Source organism: Achromobacter sp. MUI-25009338 (assembly GCF_057359325.1).
The window spans coordinates 3,022,164-3,040,006 of sequence record NZ_CM170627.1 but is presented as its reverse complement, the minus strand read 5'-3'; the positions used below and the strand labels follow the sequence as shown (position 1 = coordinate 3,040,006).

The window sequence follows — 17,843 nt, the reverse complement described above, 5'->3', positions numbered from 1 at the left end:
CGTGCCGGGAAAGTGGCCGGCGTGGCCCCTTCACCCCGGACTGCCCGACAACGCCAACACCAGCGCCAGGCACAGCAGCGCCCCGCAAGCGGCCAGCGCGTAAGGCAGCAGCCCGGCGTAGACGGCGCGTTCCTGGCCGCGGCCGTGCGCAAGTCCGGCGGCGATGGACATCCGCACCGGCGAAAAAATGCCCAGCGAGGTCCCCGACACGTGCAGCAATGCGGCCGCGGCGGGCACGTTCAGGCCGGCTTGCAGCGCCAGCGATAGCTGGGACGGCATGAATAGGCTGTTCGGCGCGTTGCCGCTGTTGGCCAGGATGCCGAAGGCGCCGGCCAGCACGGGCGTGATCAGCACGGTCCAGTCGCGCAGGCTGGAGAAAAGGCCGTCGGCGTAGGCCTGCGAGATGCCGGCGCCGGCCAGCACCTCGGCCATCATGGCGAACAGGAACACCGAGTACACGGCGTGGCGGCCGGTGGTCCAGGCGGCGCGCGCCTGCGCGGCCAGGACTTGCGGCTGGCGTCGCAGCGCGGCCAGCGCCAGCGCGCCGGCGATGAGCCAGCTGCCCGCATGCAGCAAGGGCTGCCAGCCCGGCAGGTCGGCGTACGGGCGGAAGTCGGCCGGCGCCGAGAGCGCATGGTTCAGGCCAGGCAGCAGCCGGGTCGCCACCAGCCAGGCGATCATGACGATGTAGGGCAGGGCGCCGCCGGCGGCGGCCTGCAGCTGCGCCCGGCCGGGGCGGCGGTCGAGCAGGAAGCGCGCGACGATGAGCGGGCCGTAGGCCGCCAGCAGCGCGGTCTCGGGACCGAGCAGCGCGGTGGCCGCGGCCAGCGCCGCCAGGCTCACGGTCATCCAGCCGGCTTCGCGCCAGTGTTCGGATGCGGCGGCGCGCAGCCCCGCGCGCGCGGCGGTGCGCCAGTACAGCGCCATCCATAGCGCCGTCAGCAACGCCACGGGCACCAGGCTGTAGAGCGCCAGCTGCGAGGCCGGCACGCGCGCATAGGCCGAGGCCAGCAGCGTGCCGCTGCCCATCGCGCCCCACGGAATCAGGGTCTGGCTGAGCAGCGCGAAGACCATGGTTTCGCGCGGCTGCAGCTTGAGCGGACGGATCAGCAGCACCGTGCCCAGCATGCCCACGCCGAAGCCGGTGGCCGCTTCGGCGAACGGACCCACCAGGAAGCAGGCGAAGTACAGCCGCCTGCGCCGCGCCAGCGTATCGCCCGGGCCGTCGGCGCCGGCCGCCTTGCCGGCGGGATGCTGGGCGGCCATGTGCCAGAACAGCAGTCCGCCGAGGATATAGGGCGTGATGATCGCGCCGATCCACAGGCCGCGCGTGAGCGCCTGCCCCAGTTGCCCGCCGTCGAATGGCGTGGGCGCGGCCCCCAGCGCCACGGCCAGCGCGGCCGCCAGCCCCAGGATGGCCGCGACCGTGGTGTTCACGCGTCCGCTGGCGATGGCGGCAATGACGATGAGGGCGGGCAGGGACCAGAGCAGATACGTCATGAGGGAGTCGTGCGCAGGCAGGGGCCGGGCGTTGCAGTGTATGCCGGTTGCGCCGGGCGGGCCGTGGTGGGCCGGCGCGTCATGGGGGATTGCCTGCCGTACGCCAGCCTTGCGGCCCGATGTAAATAATGCAGGGACGATGATGTGGCTGAATGGCAAAATTACGCGATAACGTTCTACAAGAGGAACGCTGAATCAGGGGACCATGCAAGATCTCAACGATCTCTATTACTACTCCCAGGTCGTGGACCACGGGGGCTTCGCCCGCGCCGAACGGGCTCTGGGCGTGCCGAAATCCAAACTGAGCCGGCGCGTCGCCATGTTGGAAGAACGGTTGGGCGTGCGCCTGATCCAGCGCTCGACACGGCATTTCTCGGTGACCGAAATCGGCCAGACCTTCCACGCGCATTGCAAAGCCATGCTGGTCGAGGCCGAGTCGGCGTTCAACGCCATCGAATTCACCCGTAGCGAGCCGCGCCGTGGTCGACGCGTCGGGCACCTATAGCAAGATGGCCCAGGAAATCACGCTGGCGCGCGTGGTGCAGGCCGGCGTGGTGCCGATGGACACCGCCGCCGTCGCCTCCGAACTGTAAAAGACCTGGAACCGCGAAGACGCGGCCCAGTGGGCCGAGGTCTACACCAAGGTGTTCCCGGCCTACCAGCTGCTGATCGAAAGCTACGCCAAGGCGCAGGAAGTGGTGAAGAACAACGAAGTGCTGGATTCGCAGCGCTGATGTTCTTGCGCTAAATGTCTCGCGCAGCTCCCTTCCTACGTGTTGTCGTCCAGCGTAGGATGGGTGCAGCGCGAGAATCCTTGGACAAGAACTCGAATATCAAGCGCGCGTAACCCATCGGGCCGGCGAACGCCGGCCTTCAACCGCTTGTCATTTCCGCGGGCCAACCATTCACTGCCCGCCGTAAATATTCCCCGCAATGCCGCCGGCCACGCCGCCGATGGCCGCGCCGGTCCAGCCGCTGCCGCCGGCGATGGCGGCGATGCCGGCGCCGGCCGCGGCGCCGATGGCCGCGCCCGACAGGGTGCCTTGCTGTTTGGAACTCATGTTGGTGCAGCCGGCCAGCGACACCATCGCCAGGCCGATGACGATCGAGCTAACTGTTTTCATGGCGGTCTCCTAGCGCGCGCGTTTCGTGCCGGGCACGACGATTTCGAACCAGAGCGTTTCGACCACCGGGCGGTCCATCCTTGTCGGGTTCGCCGCATACCAGTTGTCCAGGCTTTCACGCACCGAGTCCAGGGTCTGCGTCTGCAGTCCCTTGGCGAAGCGCGGGACCAGGCTCTGGGCGTCGGTGGGGGCGTGGCGCCGCTGGTAGGCCTGTTCCACCTGCAGCAGGTTGGCCATGCCCAGCAGGTAGGCTTTTTTCAGGTTGGGGTCGGACTGCGACCATTGCTGGCCGGTGAGGATGGGGGCTCCCTCGGAGGCGGCCGCGGCGCCGGTGGCGGGGGCCAGCAAGGCGAGGGCTAGAACTGCGGGACCGAACAGGTGTTTCACTTTCATCGCATCGCTCCTCAAGGGAACAGGGATAGAAAAACAACCTTCTGACGCCGTGCGCGCAGTTCGCTCGCGACGCAAGCGATATGCGGTATCGAAGAATTTATGCTTGAAAACTTGCTTGCGCAAGAGGGGGGACACATGGTTTAGTTGTACGGCATTGCGAGCGGCAGCGTCGGCAAGCATGGCGCCTCGAGACCGGCAGCGATGGCAGTCCAATCATCGGAGGAGGAGTCATGCGTACGTTCAATCGCAGGGCCGCTGCATTGCTGGCGGGCGGATTGGTGGCGGTGCTGGCGGGCTGTGCCGCGCCGGGAAGCAAGAAAGACACCATCGATATGGCCGGGCTGTCGCAGCCGGTGGAGATCGTGCGCGATCGCCACGGGGTCTCGCACATCTACGCGCAGAACCAGGCGGACCTGTTCTTCGCGCAGGGCTTCAGCGCCGCGCGCGACCGGCTGTGGCAGCTGGATCTTTGGCGCCGCCAGGGCGAGGGCAAGATGGCCGAACAGTTCGGCCCGCGCTTCATCGAGCAGGACCGCGCCGCGCGCCTGTTCCTGTTCCGCGGCGATATGCAGGCCGAATACGCCAGCTACCATCCGCAGGGCCAGGCGATCCTGACCGCGTTCGCGGCGGGCATCAACGCCTACGTCGACTGGGTCAAGGCGCATCCCGACCAGATGCCGCCGGAATTCAAGCTGACCGGCACCGAGCCTGGCTACTGGAGTCCGCAGACCTCGCTCATCCGCATCTACGGCCTGACGCGCAACCTCAACGAAGAAGTCAGAATGGCGCAGCGGGTGGCCGCGCTGGGCTTGAACACGGTCCAGGGCCTGAGTACTTTCGAGCCGCCGCTGGCGCTGCAGGTGCCGGCCGGGCTGGACGTGAAGCAGGTGGACAGCAAGGTGCTCGCCAATTACAGCCTGGCGCGCACCGGCCAGAAGTTCGTGGCGGCGGATTTTCCGCGCAGCCCGCTGGCCGAAGACCAGCGCGCGGCGCTGGCAAGCCGCCTGTCGGCGGGCATGATGGCCGCGCTGGACCCGGCGTTCGATCCCATGGCGACCCGCTACGAGAGCAACAACTGGACCATAGGCGGACAGCACACGGCCACCGGCAAGCCCATACTGGCGGGCGATCCGCACCGTTCGATCACGATGCCGTCGCTGCGCTACATGGTGCACCTGAACGCGCCGGGCTGGAACGTGATCGGCGCCGGCGAGCCGGCGCTGCCCGGCGTTTCCATGGGGCACAACGACCGCATCGCATTCGGGCTGACGATCTTCGCCTTCGGCGACGAGGAAGACCTCTACGTCTACGATACCAATCCGTCCAATCCCAATGAATACCGCTACCGCGGCGGCTGGGAGAAGATGCGCCAGGTGGAGGAGTCGATTCCGGTGCGCGGCCAGCCGGCGGCGACGCGGCAGCTGAAGTTCACGCGCCACGGTCCGGTGATTTATGAAGATCCGGTGCGGCGCAAGGCTTATGCGCTGCGCGCGGCCTATCTGGAATATCCGGGCACGGCCGCCTATCTGGCCAGCCTGCGGCTGAACCAGGCGCAGAACTGGAACGAGTTCGTGGCCGGCATGGAAAAGCACTACACGCCCAGCGAGAACATGGTGTACGCCGACGTGGACGGCAATATCGGCTGGTTCGGCGGCAGCATCGCGCCGATCCGTCCGCGCGCCGACTGGTCGGGCATGCTGCCCGTGCCCGGCAACGGCGACTTCGAATGGCGCGGCGTGCTGCCCGGCAGCGCGCTGCCGCGCGTCTACAACCCGCCCGAGGGCTACTTCGCCACGGCCAACGAGTTCAACCTGCCGGCCGACTACCGCTACCGGGACATGTCGGCGCGCACCTGGGCCGAACCCTACCGCGTGCAGCGCATCCGCGAAGTACTGGCCGACGGCAAGGGGCTGACGGTGCAGAACTCGCAGGCCCTGCAGTTCGACAACCTGTCGATTCCGGCGCGTACGCTGGCCGGCTACGCCAAGTCGCTGAACTCCGCCGATCCGCAGTTGAGCCGGGCCTTGAGCCTGCTGAAGGACTGGGACTACAAGACGGGCACCGACAGCCGCGCCGCCACGGTCTATGAGTTCTGGCTGCCCGAAGTGGTCAAGCGCGTGTCCGACCTGTATGTGCCCGCCGCGGGCCGCAGCGTCTTCGGCGAGCTGTCCACGCGCAAGACGCTGGAGAAGCTGGCCGCGCCGGACGCCGCCTTCGGCCAGCGGCCGGAGCAGGGCCGCGACGCGCTGCTGCTGGCCGCGCTGGGCGATGGCGTGCAGAAGCTGCAGGCCAAGCTCGGCTCGGACCCGGCCCAATGGCAATGGGGCAAGCTGCACCACATCCAGTTCGAGCACAGCCTGGCCGGCCTGCTGCCCGAGGCCACCGCCAAGGCCTACGGCACGCCGCGTTATCCGGTGGGCGGCGACAACGACACGGTGCATCGCGCCACGTTCCGCAAGTCGGACTTCCGCCAGATCAGCGGCGCCTCGTACCGCCAGGTGATCGACGTGTCCAACTGGGACAACTCGCGCGTGCAGAACGTGCCCGGCCAGTCCGCCGATCCGCGCAGCCCGTACTACCAGAACCTGCTCAAGGGCTGGGCCACCGGCGAGTACTTCCCCATGGCGTTCAGCCGCGCCAAGGTGGATAGCGAGCGGGCCGATACGCTGACGCTGCGGCCGGCGGGCAAGTAGGGGGGCGCTTGTCAGATTGACAAGGGTGCTTACGCACGGTTTCGTGCCTGAACCGTCGATGCCAGTTAAGGTCTGGATAGCAGCGCGCGCCGCCCGCCCGGCGGCGCGTTCAAGCTGAATCTCCGCGCGCAAAAGCGCGCGGAGGTTTTCGTACCTGGAGTCAGAAACGACCGATGCATTCGCCTTTCCACTTCACCGCAGCGCATAAGTCCCCGTCCCGAACATCCATGAGCTGGCTGCAGGAGCGCAAGCAGTTCGTCAAGGCGTTACTTTCCAATCCCGCGGCCATCGGCGCCGTGGCGCCGTCCGGCCCGGCCCTGGCCGCGGCCATCACCTCGGCCATTCCGCCCAATGCAGGCAAAGTGCTGGAGCTCGGCTGCGGCACCGGCGTGTTCACCCGGGAAATGCTGCGCCGGGGCGTGGACCCGGCGCGCATGGTGCTGGTGGAGCAGGACGCGGCCATGAGTTCCAGTCTGCGCATGCAGTTTCCCCAGGCCGCCGTGCTGCAGGTCTGCGCGCTGGAGCTGTCGCGCCATAGCCACCCCGAGCTGGAAGGCATAGGCGCGGCGATCTGCGGACTGCCATTGCGCAATATGAGCGGTGCGCTTCATCACCGGCTGCTGACCGCGGTGTTCGACGCCATGTCGGAGGGCGGCTCGATGCAGCTGTTCACCTACGGCATGCGTTGCCCGGTGTCGCCCGGCGTGCTGGACGCCTGCGGCCTGTCGGCCCGCAGGATCGGGTTCGTGCCGCTCAATCTGCCGCCGGCCTCGGTCTTCAGCCTGGCCAGACGGGCGTAGCCGGCGCGGATTTTGAAACTTTTGCCTTCAGCGCCGAGCGTCGGCGCCTAGCCGCGGCCGTACAAGGCGCCGCGCATTTCGGCCGACGCGCCGAGCCGCCTGGACAGTTCGTCGGCGCGCTCGAGTATCAGCGCCTCGAACCGGGCCGCGTCCACTGTCTTCAGGCGCTCGGACGGCCCGGCGATGGTGAGCGCGCCGACGAACATATCGTCCTGGCCGATCACCGGCACGGACCACGACGAGGTGTAGGGGTCGCGCGCGCCGCAGGAAAAGATGGGCAGGGCGGTGTCGCCGCGCTGCTGGATGCCTTGCGCCCAGATCGCGAACACCTGGCCGGTGGAGGACTTGTCGGGCGGCATCACGCTGCCGGCGATGACCTGGCTGTGCAGCCCTTCGTGCGGCTGATGGCGGAACAGGCATAGCCGCTGCCCCGGCTCGCCGCCCTCGACGTAATAGGCCGCGCTTTCTCCGGTATCGGCCGAGAGGTTTTCCAGTATGGGCATCACCACGGCCGACAGGTCGAAGCCGCGCTCGTACACCCGCGCCAGAAACAGCACGCGCGGCCCCAGCCCATAGCGCCCGTCGGCTTCGCGCACCACGTAGCCGCAGCGCGCCAGCGAATTGAGCAGGCGGAAGATCGTGGTCTTGTGCAGCGGCAGGCGCTGCGCGAAATCGGCCAGCGACAGGTGTTCGGCCCCGGGCCGGAAACAATCCAGCACGCTCAGCGCCCGTTCCACCGCCACCACGCCGTCGTTACTCATCGAGTACTCCGAGTATGTTGAATTTGCTGGTTGATTGTACTGGATACAACGGCATTTCATAAAAATACAATGAAGCCATTCCCAATCCGGAGAAAGAGATGGCGAGTTCGATGCTGGTGGTCACCGCGCACGTGGGCGACTTCGTCTGGCGTTGCGGCGGCGCGATGGCGCTGCATGCGCAGCGTGGCGTGGACGTGCACCTGGTGTGCCTGAGTTATGGCGAAAACGGCGAGTCCAATTCGGCGTGGGGGAATGACACCGCGCGCGGTGACGTGAAGGCGCAGCGCCGCGCCGAGGCCGAGGCAGCGGCCGACATCCTGGGCGTGAGTTCGCTGGATTTTCATGACCTGGGCGACTACCCGATGCCGGAATCGGCGGACTCCGTGCGCCGCATTTCCGAAACCCTGCGCCGTACGCGGGCGTCGGTGGTGCTGACGCATCCGGAGCACGATCCCTCCAATCTGGACCATTGCCGCACGTTCGAAATGACGCTGCGCGCGCGCATGCAGGCCATGGCGCCCGGGCATGGCGCCGACTTCGTGGTGCCGCCGCAGGTGCTGTGTTTCGAACCGCACCAGACCGAGCTTTGCGGCTTCAGGCCCAACGTGCTGCTGGATATCACGCAAGTGTGGGACCGCAAGTGGGCGGCCATGCAGGCCATGCCGACGCAGCGCAATCTGTGGGCCTATTACGAACGCGTGGCGCTGCAGCGCGGCGCGCAGGCCGGCCGCCGCGGCAAGACCGGGGGCGCGCGCTACGGCGAGGCCTTCCAGAGCATTTTCCCGGCCGTCGTGTCGGCCCTGATGGAGTGAACGTGATGTCCGATGTGTTTACCGAAGGTCTTTGCAGCACCTTGCTGGCCGACGTGGGCGCGCGCGCGATGCACGCGCCGATCAAGCCGCTGCGGGCGGGGTGGCTGTTGCGCGGCCGCGCGCTCACCGTGTCGGTGCCGGCCGGCGACAACCTGGCGATTCATGCCGCGCTGGCCGCCGCGCGGCCCGGCGACGTGCTGGTGGTCGACGCTCAGGGCTACGCGGACCGCGCCGTGATGGGCGGAATCATGTGCGCCCAGGCGGCGGCGGCCGGCCTCAGCGGCGTCGTGGTCGACGGCGCCATGCGCGACGCCGCCGAGCTGCGCGCCGGCGCGCTGCCGGTGTTCGCCGCGGCGCTGTCGCCGGCGGGGCCGACCAAGACCGGCGGCGGCAGCGTCGGCTGTCCGATCCGGTGCGGCGGCGTGGCCGTCAATCCGGGCGACTGGGTGCTGGGCGACGACGACGGCCTGGTCGTGTTCAGCCCCGACGAAAGCGAGGCCTTGATCGCCGCGGCGCTGGCCAAGGGCCGCGCCGAAGCGCTGCGCATGGCAGCCATCGCCCGCGGCGAACTCAGGCCGGTCTGGCTCGACGAGGCGTTGGCGCGCGCCACGCTGGACATCGCGCCGGCGCGCTAGTCGGGCCCCGCACAAGAAGATTCCCGCATTACCTACAGGAGGAAGACAATGTTGCTCAAACAAACGCTGGGCGCCATCGCCCTGGTCGCAGCGCTTGCGCCCATGTCCCAGGCCCAGGCCGAATATCCGGAACGTCCCATCCGCATGGTCGTGCCGTTCGCGGCCGGCGGCCCGGCCGACATGGTCGGGCGCGAATTCGCCAAACTGTTCGGCGACCGCCTCGGGCAGCCGGTGGTGGTGGTGAACGCCGGCGGCGGCCACGGCGTGCCGGCCCTGAACCAGGTGCTGGGCGCCGAAGCGGACGGCTATACGCTGCTGATGCCGGCCTCCGGCAACATGACGGTGCCGTCCAAGGCCATGCAAGGCAAGAACGTGTTGGAACTGCTGGCGCCGATCAGCCTGCTGACGGAGAGCCCGCACGTGCTGGTGGTCAACGCCAAGCTGCCGGTGGATTCGGTGCAGGGCCTGGTCGATTACGCCCGCGCCCATCCCGGCAAGGTCAATTTCGGCTCGGCGGGCGTGGGCGGCGTGGCCCACCTGGGCATGGAGCTTTTCAAGAGCAACGCCAAGATCGACGTGGTGCACGTGCCGTATCGGGGCACCTCGCAGGTGCTGACGGACCTGGCCTCGGGCCAGGTGCAGGCGCTGTTCAGCAGCATGCCTTCGCTCAAGCCCATGATCGACAAGGGTTCGATCAGGGCGCTGGCCATGAGCGCGCCCAGCAAGGGCGCCGACACGGCCACGCTGCCGCTGGTTTCGCAGACCGTGCCGGGCGTGTCGTACACGACCTGGTATGGCCTGTTCGCCAAGGCGGGCACGCCGCCCGAGGTGCTGGCGAAGCTGAACCAGGCCGTGATCGAAACGCTGAAGAATCCCGAGCTGAACCAGAAGTTCGAATCCCAGGGCGTGGAGTTCGTGTCCAGTTCGCCGCAAGGGCTGGCCGACATCGTGCGGCGCGACACGAAGCAATGGACGGCGCTGATCGAGCAGGCGGGCATCGAGATCGAATGAAGGCGCGCGCCTGGCCGGGCGCGTATAGTGGCAGCATGAAGATCCGTCATTCAGCCCTCAAGCCAGTTCTTGCCGCGCTCGCCTGCGCGGCGGTCGCCGCCTGCGCCGATAGTCCGCCCCGGCAAACGGATATGGACTATCGGAGCCGGCCGCCTTCGGCCGCGCACGGAAGCCAGAGCGCGCCGGGCCAGCGCCTGACCATCCAGTCCGGCGAAGGCGAAAAACTGAATCTTCCCTGGTTCATCCAGGACACCCAGGACTGGATCAACAGCAACTGAACCGGCCGCTCAGCGCGAGCCGGGCCTGGCCAGCGCCAGGCCGGGATGGGGCGCCCGCGCGCACAGGATCGAGCCGGACACCGATTCGGTGCAGAACAGCTTGCGGCGGTCATCCATGCCGAATGCGATGTTGGTGGTGGACGCGCCCGCCGGACTGCGCCACACGATGAGCGGTTCGGCGCGGTGGTTGAGCAGCCAGACATACCCCAGGCCGGGATTGCAGACCAGCAGATTGCCTGCCTCGTCCACCGCCAGGCCGTCCGGCCCGCTGGGGCCGTACGAGGTGAAGAACTGGCTTGCCTTGCTGACGCTGCCGTCGGCCATCAGCGGCACGCGCCACACGCAGTTGCCGCGCGTGACTGCCAGGTACAGCACCTTGCCGTCGGGCGACAGCGCCACGCCGTTGGGGCTGGGCACGTTGTCCAGCAGGCAGTCCAGGCCGCCATCGGGGCGCAGGCGGTACAGCCGGCCGGTGGGGTCGTGCAGGCCGCTCTGGCCCTGGTCGGTGAAGTACAGATTGCCCCGGGCGTCGAAGATCAGGTCGTTCACGCCCTTGAAGCGCTCGCTGTTGCGGCGCGCCAGATAGGGCGCGACCTGGCCGCTCGCGATGTCCAGCGTCATCAGGCCATTCTTGTAGTCGGTGATCAGCAGGCGGCCGTCGTCCAGGAACTTCATGCCGTTGGGCTCGCCGTCGTACTCGGCCACGAGCGACCACTCGCGGTCCGGCCCGATACGGAACACGCGGCCCCACGGAATGTCGGCCACATACAGATTGCCGTGACGGTCGAACACGGGGCCTTCCAGAAAGGAGTCGACGGGCGCGCCGCCGCGGTTGGCGTCCGCCCAGTCGCTGCGTTCGGGACGGCGCCAGCGCTCGGGCATGGACGTCCAGACTTCGAATTGCGCCAACTCGGGCGCTTGCGCGTAAAACATGGCGTCTCCCCGGGGCCTACTTGGCGGCGTAGCCGATGCTGCGCGCCACCTGGCCCCACATCGCGTTGCTGTCGGCCAGGATGCGGCCGAACTCGGCGGCGTCGACCGCGCGCGGTTCGGCGCCCATCTTGGTCGCGAAGGTCTGCATTTCTTCCGAGGCCATGGCCTTGGCGACCTCGCGCTGCAGGCGTTCGGTGACCTCGGGCGGCGTGCCCTCGGGCGCCCACAGGCCGGTCCAGTTGACCACGCCGAAATCCTTCACGCCGGCTTCCGAAAAGGTCGGCACCTCGGGCAGCACGGCCAGCCGCTGCGCGCCGCTGACGGCCAGCAGCCGCAATTGTCCGCCTTGCACCGGGCCCATGACGCCGGTGGTGGAGGCGAACTGGAAGTCGATCACTTTGCCCAGCACCGCCTGGGTGGCTTCGGCCGCGCCCTTGAAAGGCACGTGCATGAACTTTACGCCGGTCGCCAGCGCCAGGCCTTCGGCGGCGAAGTGCGGCGTGGTGCCCGGGCCGCCCGAGCCATAGGTGACCGTGTCGGGCTTGGCGCGCGCCTGCGCGATGAGGTCATCGAGCTTGCGGTACGGGCTGTCGGCCGATACCGCCAGCGCCATCGGCGCGAACACGAAAGCCGAGATCGGCTGCAGGTCTTTGGCGGGATCGAAGGGCAGCTGCTTGAAGATATGGGGCAGCAGCGAGTAGGTCGTGTCGTTGGCCAGCAGCGTGTAGCCGTCCGGCGCGGCGCGGGCCACCTGGCTCACGCCGATGGTGCCGGTGGCGCCGGGCTTGTTCTCCACGATGAAGCTCTGGCCGGTCTGCGTCGACAGCATCTGCGCCATCTTGCGCGTGGCCACGTCGACCGCGCCGCCGGGGCCGTAGGGCACCACCACCCGCACCGGGCGGCTGGGCCAGGCGTCGGCGGCTTGCGCCGCCCCGCAGGCCAGGAGCGGCAGGGCGGCGGCAAGCATGAATGCGCGGGCTTGGATACGGTAGGTCATTTGTCTTCCTCCTGTTTTTCGTCGTGCGTCAGGCACGCGGGCGGGCCAGCACGTCCAGCGCGTTGCGCGCGGCGGCCACGCCCATGTTGACGTAGGCCGCGCTGGTCACGCCGCCGATGTGCGGGCTGAGAATGATGCGGGGTTCCTGCTGGAACGGATGGCCGGGCGCCATGGGTTCGACCGCGAAGCTGTCCAGGCCGGCGGCTCGGACGTGGCCCGAGCGCACCGCCTGCAGCAGCGCGTCCTCGTCGACCAGGCCGCCGCGCGCGGTGTTCACCAGGATCACGCCGGGCCGGCACTGGGCCAGCGTCTGCGCATTGACCATGCCGCGGTTCTCGTCGGTGAGCGGGCAATGCAGCGACACCACGTCGGATTCGCGCCAGATCGTGTCCAGCGGCACGCTTGCGAGGTAGTCCGGCAGGTTCGCGGCGTAGGGGTCGAAGCCGATCACGCGCATGCCCAGCCCGTGCGCCATGGCCGCCATGCGCCGGCCGATGGCGCCCAGGCCGACCAGGCCGATGGTCTTGCCGCCCAGCTCCAGGCTTTTGTGGGTGGACTTGTCCCAGTGGCCCGCGCGCATGCGCTGGTCCAGCCCCACGACGGACTTGGCGCAGGCCAGCAGCAGCGCCAGCGCCTGTTCGGCCACGGCGGCGGCGTTCACGCCCACCGCCGCGACGACCTCGATGCCGCGCTGGGCGGCGGCCACCTTGTCGATGGTGTCCGTGCCGCTGCCGTGCTTGGAAATCACCCGCAGCGCCGGGGCCGCGTCCATCGCGGCCGCGCCCACGCGGTTGTAGCGCACGATGATGGCCACCGGATTGTGCTCGTGGCACAGTGCGACGATGCCTTCTTCGGTGGGAGTCTGGCCGGCGTAGACCAGTTCGAAATCCTGCAGCAGCGCCTGCGCCTCGGGCGCCAGGTCGGCCGCGGTCACGACGATGGCGGGCTTGCCCGCAGCGGCGGCGCTCACAGCGATTCTCCTTCCTTCAGGACGCCGGCGGCGCGCAGCGCGGCGGCGAGCCACTTGGCTTCGGTGTCGCCGGCCTGGATCGCGGCGATGCGCGCGGCTTCGTCGCGCACCTTCTTCTCGGCCGCGGGCAGCAGGCCTTCGATCTTTTCGCGTTCGACCACCACCACGCCGTCGGCGTCGCCGATGATGAAGTCGCCCGGATTGACCGTCACGCCGCCCACCGAGACGGGATGGCCGATGCGGCCGGGCACGTTCTTGGTGGGGCCGTTGGGATTGGCGCCGGCGGCGAACACCGGGTAGTCCATTTCAATGATTTCCGCCGTGTCGCGCGCGGCGCCGTCCATCACCACGCCGGCGATGCCCAGCTTGCGGCAGGCGTTCATCATGATGGTGCCCATCAGCGCCGAGCTGAGATCGCCCTTGCCGTCGATCACCAGCACGTCGCCCGGCCGTGCCAGGGACATCGCCGCGTGGATCATGAGGTTGTCGCCGGGGCGGACCTCCACGGTCAGCGCCGTGCCGGCCAGTTTCATGCCGGGATGCAGCGGGCGGATGCGGCCGTTGAGCGCGCCGCGGCGGCCGGCCACGTCGGCGAGGATGGCGGGTTGCAGCTGCGCGGCGCGGCGCACGATCTCGGCGTCGACGCGCGGGAAGTCCTTGATGATGTCCTGATTGGCCATGAGTGTTCCTGTAGAGAGTAGAGAATCGGGGCGGGGATCAGGCCGGCTTGATGCCGGCCTCGCGGATGACCTTGCCCCATTTGTCGAAGTCAGCCTTGCGGATCTGGTCCAGGGCCTGCGGCGTGCCGCCGGCCAGCGTGATGCCGAGCTGCCCGGCCAGTTCGACCAGCGCGGGGCTTTGCAGCGCGCGGCCGATACCGGCGTTGAGCCGGGCGATCGCCTCGGCGGGCGTGGCGGCCGGCGCGAACACCGCCTGCCACTGCTCCACCACGAAATCGTCGTAGCCCGCCTCGGCCATCGTGGGCACGCCGGGCAGGGCGGGCAGCCGTTGCGCCGAGGTGGCGGCAAGCGCGCGCAGCGCGCCGGTCTGCACGTGCGGCAGCGCAGCCGCCGCCGGAATGAAGGCGAACTGGACCTGGCCGGCCAGCGTGTCCTGCAGCGCCGGGGTGTCGCCCTTGTAGGGCACGTGCAGGAAGCGCGCGCCGCTTTTCTGCTGCAGCAGCTCGCCCTGCATGTGCAGGATGGTGCCCGTGCCCCCGGAGGCATAGGCCAGGCTTTCCGGGGCCTTGGTCCCGGCCGCGACCAGTTCGGCCACGCTTGCGTAGGGCTGCGCCTTGCCGACCACCAGCAGATGCGGGATCGTTCCTATGAGGATGACGGGCGCGAAATCGGCGATGGGGTCGTAGGTGAGCTTGCCCAGCACGTGCGGCGCGATCGCCTGCGGACCGATGGACGTGCCCAGCAGCGTCAGGCCGTCGGGGTCGGCCCGGGCCACGCGGGCCGCGCCGATGGTGCCGGTGGCGCCGGGGCGGTTGTCCACGATCACGCGCGTGGACAACAGCGCGTCGAGCTGCTGCGCGATGGCGCGGCCCAGCACGTCGGTGCTGCCGCCGGCCGGGTAGGGCACCACCCAGGTGATGGTCTTGCCGGCCGGCCATGGCTGCGCGGCGCGCGCGCCGAAGGCGGCGCCGGCGGCCAGCGCCGCGCCGGTCACCAGAAAGCGGCGCCGGGCAGGGGAGAGGGGGGCATGCATGGGAAGTCTCCGTGATGTCTGGGTCATGCCGGGAAGCCGTAAAGGGCTGCCGGGTTGTGCACCAGGACCTGGCGCAGCCGGGCGCCGCCGGTCCAGTCGGCCAGCCGGTCGAGCTGGCGCGCGTCGTCCGGCATGGGTTGCATGCCGGCAGAGGCCGACGCGTGGGGCCAGTCGCTGCCCCACACGACGCGTTCGGGATTGGCGTCCAGGTAGCCGCGCGCCAGCGCATCGAGCGCAGTGTCCTCGACGCAGCGCCGCGGGCTGACGATGTAGCCGCCCGACAGCTTGATCCAGGCGCGGCCGCGTTCGAGCAGGCGCAGCACCAGCGCATGGGCCGGGTGCGCGCCGGCCTGTTGCGGACCGATGCGCGCCATGTGGTCGAACACGATGGGCGCGGGCAGCGCCGACAGCAGCGGCGCCAGCGCCGCCAACCGGTCGGGCGGCATCAGCAGCTGCACATGCCAGCCCAGCGGCGCGACGCGCGCGGCCAGCGGCAGGATCTGGTCGGCGCGGCTGGTCACGCCCAGGGAAAGATTGAGCCGGATGCCGCGCACGCCGGCCTCGTGCAGGGCCTGGAGCTGCGCATCGCTTTCGCTGCCGTCGATCACCGCCACGCCGCGCGCCTGTTCGCCCAGCAGCGCCAGCCCGTCCAGCATGGCGCGGTTGTCGGCGCCGTAGGTCGACGGCGTCACCAGCACGGCGCGCTGCATGCCCAGCCTGGCCTGGATGTCGCGATACTGCGCCATCGACGCGTCCGGCGGCGACAGCGTTGCGCCGGGCACGGCCGGGTAGCGGGCGTCATAGGCGTGGATGTGGCAATCGCAGGCGCCGGGCGGGGCGGCCGTGGCCGGCCGCGCCTGGCCGCTGGAGGACGGATAGCGAGGCAGCATGGCCGCTTACTCGACCTTGGCGCCCGAGTCCTTGACGATCTTGCCCCAGCGGATGCGGTCGTCGTGGATCAGCTTGGAGAACTCCTCGGGCGTGCTGCTGAGCACGCGCGCGCCTTGTTCCCGGTACTTGGCGCCCAGGTCCGGGGCCTGCAGCGCCTTGTTGAATTCGGCGTTCAGGCGCTGCACGATGTCCTTGGGGGTGCCGGCCGGCGCGGCCAGGCCGAACCAGGTCACGGCTTCGAAGCCGGGAAAGCCGCGTTCGGCGATGGTGGGCACGTCCGGCATATCGGGCACGCGCTGCGCCGACGTCACCGCCAGCGCCCGCATCTTGCCGTTGCGCACGTGGCCGATCAGCGTGGGCACCGACGACAGATACATGTCGATCTGGCCGCCGATCAGGTCGTTGGAGGCCTGGGCCGCGCCCTTGTACGGAATGTGCGTGAGCTGGATGCCGGCGGCGTTCTGCAATTGCACCGCGGCCAGGTGCGCCACGGTGCCGTTGCCCGAACTGGCGAAGTTCAGCGAGCCAGGCTTGGCCTTGGCCGCCGCGATCATGTCGTCGAAGGACTTCAGCGGCGAATTGGCTGGTACCACGATCACCAGCGGCGCGTCGGCGACCAGGCCGATGGCGGTGAGATCCTTTTCCGGGTCGTAGGGCAGCTTGGCGTAAAGCGTGGGATTGATCGCCAGGTTGCTGGTCTGGCCCAGCACCAGCGAATAGCCGTCCGGCGCCGACTTGGCAACCGCGTCCACGCCGATATTGCCGCCCGAGCCGGGGCGGTTCTCGGTCACGATGTTCCAGCCCGTATTGCCGGCCACCTTGATCGCGGCTTCGCGCGCCAGCACGTCGGTGCCGCCGCCGGGCGGGAACGGGACGATCAGGCGGATGGGCTTGTTGGGATAGTCCTGGGCCGCGCTCAGGCTGCTTACGCACGCCAGGGCCAATGCGGACAGGACGCGAGCGATCTGCTTCATGATTAGTCTCCGATCTTGTTTTAGGTGCTGCATTGTGGATCGGTGTTCCGGACAATACAATGCAAGTCCGTACAGTGAAACGTGTTGCGTAGAATGAAAAGCGAACAGACCCCCGATACAGACGACTCTCCGGCCGAGGAAGGCGTGGTGGCGGTGCGCCGCGCGATGAGCATCCTGGAGGCGTTCGGCGTGGACGACACGCACCTGACGCTGGCCGAACTGAGCCGGCGCACCGGCTGCCATCGCTCCACCGTGCTGCGCCTGGCGCGCACGCTGGCGATGGACGACTACCTGGCCCAGCGCCCGGACGGCACCTGGCGGCTGGCGCGCGCCGCCGGCTGGCTGGGCGCGTGCTACCAGGCCACCTTCAACATCGTGGAAGTGGTGCAGCCGGTGCTGCGCGAGCTGTCGGCGGCCACCGGAGAAAGCGCGACGTTCTACGTGCGCGAGGGCAAGCAGCGCATCTGCATGGCGCGCGTGGAAGGCCCGAAGTCGATCCGCCACCACGTGCGCGTCGGCGCCGCGCTGCCGCTGGAACTGGGCAGCCCGGGCCGCGTCCTGCTAGCGTTTTCCGGAGAGCCGGGCGAGCCTTATGAATCCGTGCGCCGCGCAGGCTACATGCTTTCCCTGGGTGAACGCGACGCCGAGGTATCCAGCATTTCAGCGCCGGTCTATGGCATCAACTGGACCTTGCAGGGCGCGATCTGCATTTCGGGACCGATTTCGCGGCTGACGGAAGCGGTGCTGCTGGAACACAAAGAAGCGATTCTGGCGGCGGCCAGCAGGCTGTCCAGGTCGATGATGGGTGTGCGCCAGGGGCTGGGGCGGTGAGGAGGGGGCCGCGTCTCATTGCTACATTACGGCGACAAGTAGTTCAGATCGGAGCCGATAAAGCCAAGTGCCATATGCGCATAATGTGTATTATGTAAAGTACGAATTATGCGATTCCGTGCTACTGCCGCTGCATCGCAGCCAAAATAATTCGATAATCGTTGTATGATCGAATCATGAACGAAGATCAAGCCATCTCCGCCCTGAGCGCCCTTGCCCATCCCCAACGCTTGCGGACCTTTCGCGCGCTGGTCGTGGCCGGCGTGCCCGGGCTCATGCCCAGCGTGCTGGCCGAACAACTCGGCGTCGCGCGCAACACGCTGTCCTTCCATCTGAAGGAACTGGCCCACGCCGGCCTGGTCAGCGTCGAGCAGCAAGGACGCAATCTGATCTATCGCGCCGATTTTTCGCGGATGAGCGGATTGCTTGGCTACCTCACGGAGCATTGCTGCCAAGGTGCTCCCTGCGAGGCGTCCGAATCCGGCGTCTGCACGACTTGTTGAACATCCACTCGCTCCTGCCAGGAA

At 68.6% G+C, this 17,843-nt stretch carries 19 protein-coding genes and 2 pseudogenes; 10 read left to right on the top strand and 11 right to left on the bottom strand.

The window, feature by feature from the left end; translation table 11 throughout:
• Positions 1-30 precede the first annotated feature (30 nt).
• Entirely contained in the window at positions 31-1,500 is a 1,470-nt protein-coding gene (locus AC1IQ6_RS14415) for a hypothetical protein (RefSeq protein WP_485864801.1), read from the bottom strand.
• Positions 1,501-1,705: 205 nt separating this feature from the next.
• On the opposite strand from AC1IQ6_RS14415, the pseudogene AC1IQ6_RS14410 reads away from it, so the two are divergent.
• Positions 1,706-1,978: pseudogene (locus tag AC1IQ6_RS14410) on the top strand (LysR family transcriptional regulator); the annotation flags it as partial.
• Positions 1,950-2,234: pseudogene (locus tag AC1IQ6_RS14405) on the top strand (hydrolase); the annotation flags it as partial. The pseudogenes AC1IQ6_RS14410 and AC1IQ6_RS14405, both read left to right, overlap by 29 nt.
• Before the next feature lie 171 nt (positions 2,235-2,405).
• Here the strand turns inward: AC1IQ6_RS14405 and AC1IQ6_RS14400 are convergent.
• Positions 2,406-2,624, bottom strand: a complete 219-nt coding sequence (locus AC1IQ6_RS14400; RefSeq protein ID WP_102771101.1) for a YMGG-like glycine zipper-containing protein — start codon at positions 2,622-2,624, stop codon at positions 2,406-2,408.
• Between the two features lie 9 nt (positions 2,625-2,633).
• Positions 2,634-3,017 (bottom strand): hypothetical protein, encoded by a 384-nt coding sequence (locus AC1IQ6_RS14395; RefSeq protein WP_102771102.1) that lies wholly within the window; start codon positions 3,015-3,017, stop codon positions 2,634-2,636.
• A 230-nt stretch (positions 3,018-3,247) separates the two neighbouring features.
• On the opposite strand from AC1IQ6_RS14395, the gene AC1IQ6_RS14390 reads away from it, so the two are divergent.
• Together AC1IQ6_RS14390 and AC1IQ6_RS14385 are read left to right on the top strand one after the other, a co-directional pair.
• Positions 3,248-5,710 (top strand): penicillin acylase family protein, encoded by a 2,463-nt coding sequence (locus AC1IQ6_RS14390; RefSeq protein WP_479729833.1) that lies wholly within the window; start codon positions 3,248-3,250, stop codon positions 5,708-5,710.
• A 227-nt stretch (positions 5,711-5,937) separates the two neighbouring features.
• Positions 5,938-6,510: a class I SAM-dependent methyltransferase gene (locus AC1IQ6_RS14385; RefSeq protein ID WP_485864800.1), complete on the top strand. Its 573-nt coding sequence runs from the start codon at positions 5,938-5,940 to the stop codon at positions 6,508-6,510.
• Positions 6,511-6,557: 47 nt separating this feature from the next.
• Here the strand turns inward: AC1IQ6_RS14385 and AC1IQ6_RS14380 are convergent, their stop codons facing one another.
• Complete coding sequence (locus AC1IQ6_RS14380; protein WP_102771105.1) at positions 6,558-7,271, bottom strand: IclR family transcriptional regulator; 714 nt, start codon at positions 7,269-7,271, stop codon at positions 6,558-6,560.
• A 98-nt stretch (positions 7,272-7,369) separates the two neighbouring features.
• On the opposite strand from AC1IQ6_RS14380, the gene AC1IQ6_RS14375 reads away from it, so the two are divergent.
• From AC1IQ6_RS14375 to AC1IQ6_RS14360, 4 genes are read left to right on the top strand one after another with little or no spacing between them, the layout of a single operon-like run.
• Entirely contained in the window at positions 7,370-8,083 is a 714-nt protein-coding gene (locus AC1IQ6_RS14375; protein WP_485864799.1) for a PIG-L deacetylase family protein, read from the top strand.
• Between the two features lie 5 nt (positions 8,084-8,088).
• On the top strand, positions 8,089-8,718 hold the full coding sequence (locus AC1IQ6_RS14370) for an RraA family protein (RefSeq protein WP_485864798.1): 630 nt from the start codon (positions 8,089-8,091) through the stop codon (positions 8,716-8,718).
• A gap of 48 nt (positions 8,719-8,766) precedes the next feature.
• On the top strand, positions 8,767-9,729 hold the full coding sequence (locus AC1IQ6_RS14365) for a Bug family tripartite tricarboxylate transporter substrate binding protein (RefSeq protein WP_102771108.1): 963 nt from the start codon (positions 8,767-8,769) through the stop codon (positions 9,727-9,729).
• A 35-nt stretch (positions 9,730-9,764) separates the two neighbouring features.
• Positions 9,765-10,007 (top strand): hypothetical protein, encoded by a 243-nt coding sequence (locus AC1IQ6_RS14360; RefSeq protein WP_102771816.1) that lies wholly within the window; start codon positions 9,765-9,767, stop codon positions 10,005-10,007.
• Between the two features lie 9 nt (positions 10,008-10,016).
• Here the strand turns inward: AC1IQ6_RS14360 and AC1IQ6_RS14355 are convergent, their stop codons facing one another.
• From AC1IQ6_RS14355 to AC1IQ6_RS14325, 7 genes are read right to left on the bottom strand one after another with little or no spacing between them, the layout of a single operon-like run.
• On the bottom strand, positions 10,017-10,940 hold the full coding sequence (locus tag AC1IQ6_RS14355) for an SMP-30/gluconolactonase/LRE family protein (protein ID WP_111825186.1): 924 nt from the start codon (positions 10,938-10,940) through the stop codon (positions 10,017-10,019).
• A gap of 16 nt (positions 10,941-10,956) precedes the next feature.
• Complete coding sequence (locus tag AC1IQ6_RS14350; RefSeq protein ID WP_485864797.1) at positions 10,957-11,937, bottom strand: Bug family tripartite tricarboxylate transporter substrate binding protein; 981 nt, start codon at positions 11,935-11,937, stop codon at positions 10,957-10,959.
• A 28-nt stretch (positions 11,938-11,965) separates the two neighbouring features.
• Positions 11,966-12,907 (bottom strand): NAD(P)-dependent oxidoreductase, encoded by a 942-nt coding sequence (locus AC1IQ6_RS14345; protein ID WP_485864796.1) that lies wholly within the window; start codon positions 12,905-12,907, stop codon positions 11,966-11,968.
• Positions 12,904-13,587 (bottom strand): RraA family protein, encoded by a 684-nt coding sequence (locus AC1IQ6_RS14340; protein WP_102771111.1) that lies wholly within the window; start codon positions 13,585-13,587, stop codon positions 12,904-12,906. Before AC1IQ6_RS14340 ends, AC1IQ6_RS14345 begins: the two co-directional genes overlap by 4 nt.
• 37 nt (positions 13,588-13,624) lie before the next feature.
• A complete protein-coding gene (locus tag AC1IQ6_RS14335) occupies positions 13,625-14,620 on the bottom strand; it encodes a Bug family tripartite tricarboxylate transporter substrate binding protein (RefSeq protein ID WP_485864795.1) in 996 nt (331 codons plus the stop codon).
• Between the two features lie 23 nt (positions 14,621-14,643).
• Entirely contained in the window at positions 14,644-15,510 is an 867-nt protein-coding gene (locus AC1IQ6_RS14330; protein ID WP_485864794.1) for an amidohydrolase family protein, read from the bottom strand.
• Between the two features lie 6 nt (positions 15,511-15,516).
• Positions 15,517-16,485 (bottom strand): tripartite tricarboxylate transporter substrate binding protein, encoded by a 969-nt coding sequence (locus AC1IQ6_RS14325; RefSeq protein WP_209166597.1) that lies wholly within the window; start codon positions 16,483-16,485, stop codon positions 15,517-15,519.
• A gap of 93 nt (positions 16,486-16,578) precedes the next feature.
• Here AC1IQ6_RS14325 and AC1IQ6_RS14320 point away from each other — a divergent pair, with 93 nt between their 5' ends.
• Positions 16,579-17,316: an IclR family transcriptional regulator gene (locus AC1IQ6_RS14320; protein WP_485864793.1), complete on the top strand. Its 738-nt coding sequence runs from the start codon at positions 16,579-16,581 to the stop codon at positions 17,314-17,316.
• A gap of 176 nt (positions 17,317-17,492) precedes the next feature.
• A complete protein-coding gene (locus AC1IQ6_RS14315; protein ID WP_102771117.1) occupies positions 17,493-17,819 on the top strand; it encodes an ArsR/SmtB family transcription factor in 327 nt (108 codons plus the stop codon).
• Positions 17,820-17,843 lie beyond the last annotated feature (24 nt).

What these genes read in the sequence shown, in the direction of transcription:
- AC1IQ6_RS14365 (WP_102771108.1), top strand. Translation starts at nt 8,767, where the DNA reads ATGTTGCTCAAACAAACGCTGGGCGCCATCGCCCTGGTCGCAGCGCTT.
- AC1IQ6_RS14400 (WP_102771101.1), bottom strand. Translation starts at nt 2,624, where the DNA reads ATGAAAACAGTTAGCTCGATCGTCATCGGCCTGGCGATGGTGTCGCTG.
- AC1IQ6_RS14395 (WP_102771102.1), bottom strand. Translation starts at nt 3,017, where the DNA reads ATGAAAGTGAAACACCTGTTCGGTCCCGCAGTTCTAGCCCTCGCCTTG.
- AC1IQ6_RS14375 (WP_485864799.1), top strand. Translation starts at nt 7,370, where the DNA reads ATGGCGAGTTCGATGCTGGTGGTCACCGCGCACGTGGGCGACTTCGTC.
- AC1IQ6_RS14335 (WP_485864795.1), bottom strand. Translation starts at nt 14,620, where the DNA reads ATGCATGCCCCCCTCTCCCCTGCCCGGCGCCGCTTTCTGGTGACCGGC.
- AC1IQ6_RS14325 (WP_209166597.1), bottom strand. Translation starts at nt 16,485, where the DNA reads ATGAAGCAGATCGCTCGCGTCCTGTCCGCATTGGCCCTGGCGTGCGTA.
- AC1IQ6_RS14370 (WP_485864798.1), top strand. Translation starts at nt 8,089, where the DNA reads ATGTCCGATGTGTTTACCGAAGGTCTTTGCAGCACCTTGCTGGCCGAC.
- AC1IQ6_RS14330 (WP_485864794.1), bottom strand. Translation starts at nt 15,510, where the DNA reads ATGCTGCCTCGCTATCCGTCCTCCAGCGGCCAGGCGCGGCCGGCCACG.
- AC1IQ6_RS14355 (WP_111825186.1), bottom strand. Translation starts at nt 10,940, where the DNA reads ATGTTTTACGCGCAAGCGCCCGAGTTGGCGCAATTCGAAGTCTGGACG.
- AC1IQ6_RS14360 (WP_102771816.1), top strand. Translation starts at nt 9,765, where the DNA reads ATGAAGATCCGTCATTCAGCCCTCAAGCCAGTTCTTGCCGCGCTCGCC.
- AC1IQ6_RS14385 (WP_485864800.1), top strand. Translation starts at nt 5,938, where the DNA reads ATGAGCTGGCTGCAGGAGCGCAAGCAGTTCGTCAAGGCGTTACTTTCC.
- AC1IQ6_RS14340 (WP_102771111.1), bottom strand. Translation starts at nt 13,587, where the DNA reads ATGGCCAATCAGGACATCATCAAGGACTTCCCGCGCGTCGACGCCGAG.
- AC1IQ6_RS14415 (WP_485864801.1), bottom strand. Translation starts at nt 1,500, where the DNA reads ATGACGTATCTGCTCTGGTCCCTGCCCGCCCTCATCGTCATTGCCGCC.
- AC1IQ6_RS14315 (WP_102771117.1), top strand. Translation starts at nt 17,493, where the DNA reads ATGAACGAAGATCAAGCCATCTCCGCCCTGAGCGCCCTTGCCCATCCC.
- AC1IQ6_RS14380 (WP_102771105.1), bottom strand. Translation starts at nt 7,271, where the DNA reads ATGAGTAACGACGGCGTGGTGGCGGTGGAACGGGCGCTGAGCGTGCTG.
- AC1IQ6_RS14390 (WP_479729833.1), top strand. Translation starts at nt 3,248, where the DNA reads ATGCGTACGTTCAATCGCAGGGCCGCTGCATTGCTGGCGGGCGGATTG.
- AC1IQ6_RS14350 (WP_485864797.1), bottom strand. Translation starts at nt 11,937, where the DNA reads ATGACCTACCGTATCCAAGCCCGCGCATTCATGCTTGCCGCCGCCCTG.
- AC1IQ6_RS14320 (WP_485864793.1), top strand. Translation starts at nt 16,579, where the DNA reads ATGAAAAGCGAACAGACCCCCGATACAGACGACTCTCCGGCCGAGGAA.